The sequence below is a fragment of the Streptomyces sp. NPDC059456 genome (genome assembly GCF_042750055.1).
GTDB lineage: Bacteria > Actinomycetota > Actinomycetes > Streptomycetales > Streptomycetaceae > Streptomyces.
In genome coordinates this window covers 1-8,909 of the sequence record NZ_JBHYVA010000337.1, presented here as the reverse complement: position 1 = coordinate 8,909, position 8,909 = coordinate 1, and the positions used below count along the sequence as shown (strand labels likewise).

The window sequence follows — 8,909 nt, the reverse complement described above, 5'->3', positions numbered from 1 at the left end:
TGCACGATGAAGCTGAACGCGACGACCGAGATGGAGCCGGTCACCTGGCCCGTATTCGGCCAGCTGCACCCGTTCGCCCCGGCAGGCCAGGCCGAGGGGTACCTCACGCTCATCACCGAGCTGGAGGAACGTCTCTGCGAGGTCACCGGCTACGACAAGGTCTCCATCCAGCCCAACGCCGGCTCCCAGGGCGAGCTCGCCGGCCTGCTGGCCGTCCGTGCCTACCACCGGGCGAACGGCGACGAGCAGCGCACCGTCTGCCTCATCCCGTCCTCGGCGCACGGCACCAACGCCGCGAGCGCCGTGATGGCCGGCATGAAGGTCGTCGTCGTCAAGACCGCCGACGACGGCGAGGTGGACACCGACGACCTGCGCGCCAAGATCGAGCAGTACCGCGACGAGCTCGCCGTGCTGATGATCACCTACCCCTCGACGCACGGTGTGTTCGAGGAGCACGTCGCCGACATCTGTGCCCAGGTGCACGAGGCGGGCGGCCAGGTCTACGTGGACGGCGCCAACCTGAACGCCCTGGTGGGCCTGGCCAAGCCGGGTCACTTCGGCGGCGACGTCTCGCACCTGAACCTGCACAAGACGTTCTGCATCCCGCACGGCGGCGGCGGCCCGGGCGTCGGCCCGGTCGGCGTCCGGGCGCACCTGGCCCCGTACCTGCCGAACCACCCACTCCAGCCGACCGCCGGCCCGGAGACGGGCGTCGGCCCGATCTCGGCGGCGCCGTGGGGTTCGGCCGGCATCCTGCCGATCTCGTGGTCGTACGTGCGCCTCATGGGCGGCGAGGGCCTCAAGCGCGCCACCCAGGTGGCGGTGCTCGGCGCGAACTACATCGCCAAGCGCCTGGAGCCGCACTACCCGGTGCTCTACACCGGCCCGGGCAACCTGGTCGCGCACGAGTGCATCATCGACCTGCGCCCGCTGTCGAAGGCGACGGGCGTCAGCGTGGACGACATCGCCAAGCGCCTGATCGACTACGGCTTCCACGCCCCGACCATGTCCTTCCCGGTGGCCGGAACGCTGATGATCGAGCCGACGGAGTCCGAGGACCTCGCCGAGATCGACCGTTTCTGCGACGCGATGATCGCCATCCGCGGCGAGATCGACCGGGTCGCGGGCGGCGAGTGGCCCGTGGACGACAACCCGCTGGCCAACTCCCCGCACACCGCCGCGGCCCTGGGCGGCGAGTGGAACCACCCGTACAGCCGTGACGAGGCCGTCTTCCCGGGCGGGGTCACCGCTGCGGAGAAGTACTGGCCGCCGGTGCGCCGCATCGACGGTGCCTTCGGCGACCGCAACCTGGTCTGCTCCTGCCCGCCGCTGGACGAGTACGACAACTGAGCCGCACGACGCCGCCGGGACCGCTCGGCGACCTGACACATCCGTGTGAGGTGACGGCGTGACGAAGGGCCGGTCCGGGAGAATGGTTCCCGGGCCGGCCCTCGTCGTTGCGTACTGCTTCGTTCCCCTGCTGCTGCGTTCCATTCCGTGCTGTCGCCGGCTAGGCCGCCTTCACCACGTGCGCCGCCGCGAGCGGGCGGTGCGGGGCGATGATCTGGCCGTCCGGCAGCAGCTCACCGGTGTCCTCGAAGAGCAGGACTCCGTTGCACAGCAGGCTCCAGCCCTGTTCCGGGTGGTTCGCCAACGGCTTGGCGGCCTCCCGGTCGGCGGAGTCGGCTGACGGGCACGCTGGCTGGTGCTGGCACATGGATGCGTTCTTTCGCTGCGATGTGGTCTGTGTGCTGCGGCTCGATGCCTTGTTCATGGCCGCCCCCCGTATCAACGTCTTGGTTTGGTCAGGATCCCAGTGTTGCCCTACGGAGTTGCGTCCGCAGGGATTTCCCGGCAGCTGTCCTCATACATTGATGACGCATCACTCGTGCGGGCGGTTCAGGTCAACTCCCCTGTCATTTCGGGTGGTTCACGGGTGGCCCGAGTGGGCTAGGCCGAATGGGTCGTTCGGGCCAGCGACGTGGAACGCACCTGTTCAGACCCCGTTCCGGCGCTGCGCGGGCCCCGCTCAGGCGGCCGGCGCGGCCAGTGACGGTGGGACAGGCGGACTCGGCGGAGTGAGCCGGTGCGTCATCACGGGCAGCAGTTCGGACACCGGGTGCGGCCGGTACGGGGCGATGCCGGGCGGGGCCGGCGCCAGCGGCACCAGCAGGTCCGCTGCGGCCGGCAGCCCGGAGGAGGCGTCGGCGCCGACCGCACCGTGCAGCCAGAGCGTCATCATGTACAGCTCGGGCACGGAGAGCAGCCGCGGCTGGTAGTTCTTGCCGAGCGACTCCGCCTGGCGCAGGGCGCGTTCGGTGGCCGCGACGTAGGGGCCCTCGAAGAAATGGGAGAAGACCCAGCCGTCCGGGGTCAGCCGGGTGTCCGCGGCGGCGACGTAGCGGTCGCCGCTGCGGATCAGGAACCGCCAGGCGGTCAGCCGGGTGCGGGGCGGGCGGCCCCCCGCTGCCAGCTGGGAGATGTTCAGCCGGTCGAGGACGTGGACCGGCAGGGGCAGTTCGGCGGTCATCGGGCCCTGCAGCGCGCGCAGGGCCGGAGTGTGCGCCTCGTGGACGGCGGTGGGGGAACCGAGTGCCGCGAGGACGCTGCGCAGGGCGGGCGCGGGAGCCGGAGGGACATGCAGCGGCATGGTGGGTCGCCTCTCACTTGGGAGACCTGTGGAACGGGGCAGGTGCGGACGGCGCTGTCGCATTCTGGGGCCAGAGGGGGGCTGAGGGGCAATGGCCGCGCGCCAACTCTCTGCCTCGTTTGCGGAGTTTATACGACATGTGTTCACGCAGTGTTTCGGGTAGCTGTCCCGCCTATTGCCGACAAGGCGCTTACCGGTCCCGCTGACATGGCTTTCATGCCGGTTGCGCGCGAACAAGTCGCGCTGACCTCGGAGGTTACCGGACGGGGGCTCGGCTGGAAAGCGCCCATTATCCGGAACCGGCAAAACGAACGCGGAATTTGCATACGGTGTGTTGCCAAGTGAATGTGCCATAGCGCCCTTCGGCCAAACCGGCGCGCGCTCCCCGCCATGCACGCCCCCACGGCGTTATCGATCACGCCTCCGGGGCATCATCGACCGTACACGCGCGCCTGGGTGTCACTGGCCAGGCCCATTCGAGGAGGGAAGCTTCGATGGGGGAGAAGGTCGTGGCGGGCGGATTCGACCTGTCCGATCGGCAGAAGTACCGGAGGAAGCTTCACGAGTGCCTGGAGGGGCTGGAGCGGCTTCTGGCGGAGAAGAGGTTCGATCGCCCCAAGAACATGATGGGGCTGGAGATCGAGCTGAATCTGGCGGGTGCCGACGGGTTGCCGAGAATGGTGAATGCCCAGGTTCTGGAGCGGATAGCGAGCCAGGATTTCCAGACGGAACTCGGAATGTTCAACCTGGAGGTGAACGTCCTTCCGCACCGGCTCGGCGGCCGGGTATTCGACCAGCTCGCCGAGGAGCTGAGCGCGGGGCTCGGCTATGCCCACCGGCAGGCCGCCGAGATCGACGCCGGGGTGGTGATGATCGGCATCCTGCCGACGATCACCCGCGCCGACCTGGTCACGGCCAACCTGTCCGCGGTGGACCGCTACTCGCTGCTGAACGAGCAGATCCTGATGATGCGCGGCGAGGACTTCATGCTCGACATCGACGGGGTCGAGCGGCTGACCTGGAGCACCGGGTCGATCGTCCCGGAGGCCGCCTGCACCTCCGTACAGCTGCACCTGCAGGTGACGCCGGCCCGGTTCGCCGACGTGTGGAACGCGGCGCAGGCGGTGACCGCCGTACAGATAGCCGTCGGCGCCAATTCGCCGTTCCTGTTCGGGCGCGAGCTGTGGCGCGAGTCCCGGCCGCCGCTGTTCACCCAGGCCACCGACACCCGGCCGCCCGAGCTCCAGGCCCAGGGGGTGCGGCCGCGGACCTGGTTCGGGGAGCGCTGGGTGGAGTCGGCGTACGAGCTCTTCGCGGAGAACGTCCGCTACTTCCCCTCGCTGCTGCCCATCTGCGACGAGGAGGAGCCGCTGCGCGTGCTCGCCGAGGGCGGGGTGCCGACCCTGCAGGAACTGGTCCTGCACAACGGCACGGTCTACCGGTGGAACCGGCCCGTGTACGGGATCGCCGACGGGATGCCGCACCTGCGGGTGGAGAACCGGGTGCTGCCGGCCGGCCCGACGGTCGCCGACGTGGTCGCGAACGCCGCCTTCTACTACGGGCTCGTCCGCACGCTCGCCGACGAGCAGCGGCCGGTGTGGACCCGGCTGCCGTTCGCCGAGGCGGAGGCCAACTTCGACGCCGCCTGCCGGTACGGGATCGACGCGCGGCTGCGCTGGCCGCGCCGGGGCCGCGGCGGCGGGCTGGCCGGCGTGTCCGCCGTACGCCTGGTCCTGGACGAGCTGCTGCCGATGGCGGCGTCCGGCCTGGACGCCTGGGGCATCGAGCCCGCCGACCGCGACCACTACCTCGGGATCATCGAGGAACGCTGTCAGCGGCGGGTCAACGGCGCGACCTGGCAGGTGGACACCTACCACCGGGCGCTCGCGTCCGGCCTGGAGCGGGACGCGGCGCTGGCCGCGGTCACCCGGCGCTACAGCGAGCTGATGCACAAGGGAGACCCCGTGCACACCTGGCCGGTCGGACTGGCCGACGAGGAGGTGAGCGCCGTGCTGCCGGTGCAGCGCTGAACCGGCCGCTGCACGCGCGTTCCCGGTCCGGTGATCCCGTTCCCCCGCGGAGGAGGCAGTATGGGGTGGACGAAACGGAACGGCGGGACGGGAGTCGGACGTGCGGGCGGAGCCGGAACCGGTGGTCAAGACGTTGCAGCCCGGGAACGAGCGGGGGATGCTGCGCACCGAGACGCTGCTCGTGCTGGCGCTGTCGCTCGGTGCGAGCGCCGTCTCGTCGCTGATCAGCTTCATCGGATCGCTGACCAAGCCGGGCGGCCTGAAGGACCAGGCCGCCACGCTCAACGGTTCGTACGCCCCCGGCCGGCCCTGGCTCGACCTGGCCTGGCAGCTGTTCGGCATCGGCACCGCTCTGGTGCCGGTGCTGCTGGTCGCCCACCTGCTGACCCGGGAGGGCGTGCCGGGGCTGCGCGTCCTGGGCTTCGACCGCACCCGGCCCGGCTGGGACCTGGCGCGCGGAGCCCTCGTCGCGGCCGGGATCGGCAGCGCGGGGCTGGCCTTCTACCTGGCGGCCCGGGCGAGCGGGGCCAACCTGACCGTGGTGCCGGAGGCACTGCCCGACGTGTGGTGGAAGTTCCCCGTGCTGATCCTCTCCGCGGTGCAGAACGCCGTGGTGGAGGAGATCATCGTGCTGGCCTACCTGCTGCGCAGGCTGGGTCAGCTGGGCTGGTCGCCGATGGCCGCGCTGCTGGCCAGCTCGGTGCTGCGCGGCTCCTACCACCTCTACCAGGGGATCGGCGGCTTCCTCGGCAACATGGCGATGGGCGTCGTCTTCGTCCTGGCGTACCGCCGCTGGGGCCGGGTGGCACCGCTCGTCGTCGCGCACGCCCTGCTCGACATCGTGGCGTTCGGCGGGTACGCGCTGCTCGCGGGCAAGGTCGGCTGGCTGCCGACCCCGTAGTGGTCCTCCCCGTCAGGGCCGGGTGAGCAGTTCGCCGTCGATGACGGTGACCGCGTTGCCGGTCAGGAGCGTACGGTCGCCCGCCAGCCGGACCGCGACGCGTCCGGTACGCGCTCCGCCCTGGAGGCCGACCAGCGAGGTACGGCCCAGCCGGGCGGCCCAGAACGGGGCGAGCGCGGTGTGGGCGCTGCCGGTGACCGGGTCCTCGTCGATCCCGAAGGCCGGGAAGAAGCCGCGGGAGACGAAGTCGTATCCGCGCGAGGGGTCCTCGGCGGCCGCGGTGACGATCACCCCGCGGCGGGCGTAGCCGCGCAGGGCCGCGATGTCGGGGGTGAGTTCGCGCACGGCCCGCTCGTCCGCCAGCTCGACGAGCAGGTCGCCGATGTGCTCGGACGTGTCGTGGACGGACCTGATCTCCGCGCCGAGGGCGCTCTGCACCGCGGGGTCCGCCTCCACCGGTGTGAGGGAGGACGTCGGGAAGTCCATCGTGATCGTGCCGTCCGCGGCGGTCTCCGCGGTGAGGATGCCGCACCGCGCGGAGAACCGGATCAGCCCCCGGGCGAGGCCGCTCGCCGCGATCACGTGCGCGGTGGCGAGCGTGGCGTGGCCGCACATGTCGACCTCGGCGGACGGGGTGAACCAGCGCAGGGCCCAGTCGGCCTCACCGCCGGGCGGCAGCGGCCGGGCGAACGCGGTTTCGGAGAGGTTGACCTCGGCGGCGACCTGCCGGAGCCAGGCGTCGGGCGGGAACTCCCCGTCGAGGAGCAGGACCCCGGCGGGGTTGCCGAAGAAGGGGCGGTCGGTGAAGGCGTCGACGATTCGGAGGCGCATGCGCCGACCGTAGGGCTCGCCTTCGGCCGGCCACAAATGCCAATCCGGGACGATTGGCCTGATGATCACGACCGTCGTTCATGCGCGGGGCGGCCTGCTCCGGGCCGAGTCCGCGAGCCGCGCGGCGCACGCGGCGACGAGCCCGCGGAGCTCGTCCGGCCGCTCGATGACGAAGGGACGGTCCAGCGAGGCGAGTACGGCAGGCAGCCAGTCGAGCCGCTCCACCCGCAGGCCGACCCGGGACCAGTGCCCGGACTCCGGATCCGGACCGGCCCCGGGCGCCTGCTCCTCCACGATCGCGAGGCCGGCGGGAAGCCGGGCCCGGACGTCCTCGGCGCTCCCCTGGACCAGGACGCTCACCTCGTGCCGGCGGGGAGCGGTGGCGAGCCCCGTCAGGAGGCGCTCCGCCGGGTCGAACCCCGCGGGAGGGACGAACGAGCCGGCCAGCACCCGCGCGCCGGCCATGCGGTCCAGCCGGAACGTGCGGTCCTCGTCCGCCTCGGGATCCACACCGGTCACGTACCACTTGCCCGAGTGGGCGACGAGGCCGTGGGGGTGCAGCGTGCGCTCGCTGCGCCGGCCGTCCGCGGCGACGTACCGGAACGAAACCGGCCTGTGGTGGCGCACCGCGTCGGCGATCGTGAGGAGGGTCCCGGTCTCCGGGGCCGTCGACGTGCCGGGCGGGGCGGTGCCGGGCGGGGCCGTGAAGGCGAGCGAGCCGAGCAGGGCGTCGAGCCGGCGGCCGAGCCGTTCGGGCAGGACCCGTCGGATCTTGGCCGCCGCCGTCTCGCTCGCGGTGCCCGCGGCGGCCGTCAGCCCGGCACGCCGGCCGGCCAGCAGGCCGAGCAGCACGGCGAGCGCCTCGTCGTCGCTCAGCATGAGCGGGGGCATGCGATAGCCGGCGGCGATCCGGTAGCCGCCGTGGCGGCCCCGCACGGACTCGACGGGTACGTCGAGGTCGAGGAGGTGATCGGCGTACCGCCGCACCGTGCGCTCGTCGACGCCGAGCCGGTCGGCGAGTTCGGCCACGGTGCGCAGGCCGCCCGACTGCAGGAGTTCCAGCATCGTGAGGACGCGTGCGATGGGTCGGGACATACCCGGAAGTCTCTCGCGGATACCGGGCGGGTTCTGTCCGGTATCCGCTCTAGCGTGAGGCCGACCGAAGAACCACCGATCTTGGGAGAACCATGGACTTCGTCTCGATCCGCATCATCACGGGCGACGTCGCCCGCCTCGTCGACTTCTACGAGCGGGCCACGGGAGTGGAGGCGAACTGGTCCACCGAGGACTTCGCCGAGCTCAGGACCGCCTCGGCCGCGCTCGCCATCGCCGGCACCCGCACGGTGCCCCTGTTCGCCCCGGGCTCTGCCCGCCCGGCCGACAACCACAGCGTCATCGTCGAGTTCCTCGTCGACGACGTGGACCGGGTGCACCGGGAACTGGCCGACGCCTCGGCGGGGGACCCCGTCCAGGCGCCCACCACGATGCCGTGGGGGAACCGCTCGCTCCTGGTACGGGATCCCGACGGCACCCTCGTCAACTTCTTCACTCCCGTCACACCGGCGGCCAAGGCCAAGTTCGCCCGCTGACGCCACGACGGCACGGCGCCACGACGGGCGCGGCGCGGACGACCGGCCTGGTCGGGGCCGTGTTCGGTATGGGTTTCCGATATATCGTTGACGCATCGCGATCGGTCAGTGATAGTTGAGGCATCGCACGAGCGATGACACGGAAACGAAAGACGGAAGGAGCGCAGTCATGCGTTCACACGGACAGCACGGTCACGACCACGGACACGAGCACGGGCGGGGCCACGGGCACTGCGGCCCCGATCGTCGGGAGGAGTTCAGGGGCCTGCGTGCCGCCTTCGGACCGTTCGGGCCGCCCTTCGGCGGCGGGCCCTTCGGTGGGCGGGGCGGGCGCGGCGGACCGCGTGGCCGGGCGCGGCGCGGAGACGTGCGCGCCTCGATCCTGGCGCTGCTGGTGGACCGCCCGATGCACGGCTACGAGATGATCCAGGAGATCGGCGAGCGCAGCGGCGGGGCCTGGAAGCCCAGCCCGGGGTCGGTCTACCCCACCCTCCAGCTGCTGGAGGACGAGGGGCTCATCACGAGCGAGAGCGAGGGCGGCAAGAAGCTGTTCACGCTCACCGACGCCGGCCGCACCGAGGCCGCATCGGGCCCCGAGGCCCCCTGGGCCGACGCCGGGCGCGGATTCGACTTCGAGGCGCTGCACGAGGTCCGGGCGGCCGGGATGAGCCTGTTCGAGGCCTTCGGCCAGGTCTACAAGACCGGCTCGGCCGAACAGCGCGAGAAGGCCCTCGCGGTCATCAACGACGCCCGCAAGAAGCTCTACCTGATCCTGGCCGACGAGCACTGAGCCGGCCGGCGAAACGAACGGCGCGGCCCCCGGGGGGGCCCCCCGGGGGGTGTGTTTTAAAAAAAAATCGCAGGCCCCCGAAAATATTTTGTATTTATATGTGGGGGGGGGTTGAATA

9 protein-coding genes are annotated in these 8,909 nt (G+C 71.4%); 5 read left to right on the top strand and 4 right to left on the bottom strand.

What is annotated here, in order from left to right; translation table 11 throughout:
- Positions 1–1,350: glycine dehydrogenase (locus tag ACFXA3_RS25750; protein WP_385190610.1), on the top strand; the 1,350-nt coding region annotated here is incomplete at its 5' end.
- Positions 1,351–1,510: 160 nt separating this feature from the next.
- Here ACFXA3_RS25750 and ACFXA3_RS25745 read toward each other — a convergent pair.
- Together ACFXA3_RS25745 and ACFXA3_RS25740 are read right to left on the bottom strand one after the other, a co-directional pair.
- Entirely contained in the window at positions 1,511–1,717 is a 207-nt protein-coding gene (locus ACFXA3_RS25745; RefSeq protein WP_385190609.1) for a DUF5999 family protein, read from the bottom strand.
- Positions 1,718–2,029: 312 nt separating this feature from the next.
- Positions 2,030–2,650 (bottom strand): hypothetical protein, encoded by a 621-nt coding sequence (locus tag ACFXA3_RS25740; protein WP_385190608.1) that lies wholly within the window; start codon positions 2,648–2,650, stop codon positions 2,030–2,032.
- 494 nt (positions 2,651–3,144) lie between these two features.
- Between ACFXA3_RS25740 and ACFXA3_RS25735 the strand changes: the two genes are divergently transcribed.
- Both ACFXA3_RS25735 and ACFXA3_RS25730 read left to right on the top strand, forming a co-directional pair.
- Positions 3,145–4,680 carry a glutamate-cysteine ligase family protein gene (locus tag ACFXA3_RS25735; RefSeq protein ID WP_385190606.1) on the top strand — a complete coding sequence of 512 codons (1,536 nt, stop codon included), beginning with the start codon at positions 3,145–3,147 and terminating at the stop codon, positions 4,678–4,680.
- 157 nt (positions 4,681–4,837) lie between these two features.
- Complete coding sequence (locus tag ACFXA3_RS25730; RefSeq protein ID WP_385190611.1) at positions 4,838–5,581, top strand: CPBP family intramembrane glutamic endopeptidase; 744 nt, start codon at positions 4,838–4,840, stop codon at positions 5,579–5,581.
- A 12-nt stretch (positions 5,582–5,593) separates the two neighbouring features.
- On the opposite strand, the gene ACFXA3_RS25725 is transcribed toward ACFXA3_RS25730, so the two are convergent.
- Together ACFXA3_RS25725 and ACFXA3_RS25720 are read right to left on the bottom strand one after the other, a co-directional pair.
- The gene (locus tag ACFXA3_RS25725; RefSeq protein WP_385190604.1) at positions 5,594–6,412 is read right to left on the bottom strand and encodes a PhzF family phenazine biosynthesis protein; all 819 of its coding nucleotides are present in this window, start codon (positions 6,410–6,412) and stop codon (positions 5,594–5,596) included.
- A 78-nt stretch (positions 6,413–6,490) separates the two neighbouring features.
- Positions 6,491–7,507, bottom strand: a complete 1,017-nt coding sequence (locus ACFXA3_RS25720) for a helix-turn-helix transcriptional regulator (RefSeq protein ID WP_385190603.1) — start codon at positions 7,505–7,507, stop codon at positions 6,491–6,493.
- Positions 7,508–7,599: 92 nt separating this feature from the next.
- Between ACFXA3_RS25720 and ACFXA3_RS25715 the strand changes: the two genes are divergently transcribed.
- Together ACFXA3_RS25715 and ACFXA3_RS25710 are read left to right on the top strand one after the other, a co-directional pair.
- Positions 7,600–8,001: a VOC family protein gene (locus ACFXA3_RS25715; RefSeq protein WP_385190602.1), complete on the top strand. Its 402-nt coding sequence runs from the start codon at positions 7,600–7,602 to the stop codon at positions 7,999–8,001.
- Between the two features lie 169 nt (positions 8,002–8,170).
- Positions 8,171–8,791 (top strand): PadR family transcriptional regulator, encoded by a 621-nt coding sequence (locus tag ACFXA3_RS25710; protein WP_385190600.1) that lies wholly within the window; start codon positions 8,171–8,173, stop codon positions 8,789–8,791.
- Positions 8,792–8,909: the final 118 nt, after the last annotated feature.

What these genes read in the sequence shown, in the direction of transcription:
- ACFXA3_RS25710 (WP_385190600.1), top strand. Translation starts at nt 8,171, where the DNA reads ATGCGTTCACACGGACAGCACGGTCACGACCACGGACACGAGCACGGG.
- ACFXA3_RS25735 (WP_385190606.1), top strand. Translation starts at nt 3,145, where the DNA reads ATGGGGGAGAAGGTCGTGGCGGGCGGATTCGACCTGTCCGATCGGCAG.
- ACFXA3_RS25715 (WP_385190602.1), top strand. Translation starts at nt 7,600, where the DNA reads ATGGACTTCGTCTCGATCCGCATCATCACGGGCGACGTCGCCCGCCTC.
- ACFXA3_RS25740 (WP_385190608.1), bottom strand. Translation starts at nt 2,650, where the DNA reads ATGCCGCTGCATGTCCCTCCGGCTCCCGCGCCCGCCCTGCGCAGCGTC.
- ACFXA3_RS25720 (WP_385190603.1), bottom strand. Translation starts at nt 7,507, where the DNA reads ATGTCCCGACCCATCGCACGCGTCCTCACGATGCTGGAACTCCTGCAG.
- ACFXA3_RS25745 (WP_385190609.1), bottom strand. Translation starts at nt 1,717, where the DNA reads ATGTGCCAGCACCAGCCAGCGTGCCCGTCAGCCGACTCCGCCGACCGG.
- ACFXA3_RS25730 (WP_385190611.1), top strand. Translation starts at nt 4,838, where the DNA reads ATGCTGCGCACCGAGACGCTGCTCGTGCTGGCGCTGTCGCTCGGTGCG.
- ACFXA3_RS25725 (WP_385190604.1), bottom strand. Translation starts at nt 6,412, where the DNA reads ATGCGCCTCCGAATCGTCGACGCCTTCACCGACCGCCCCTTCTTCGGC.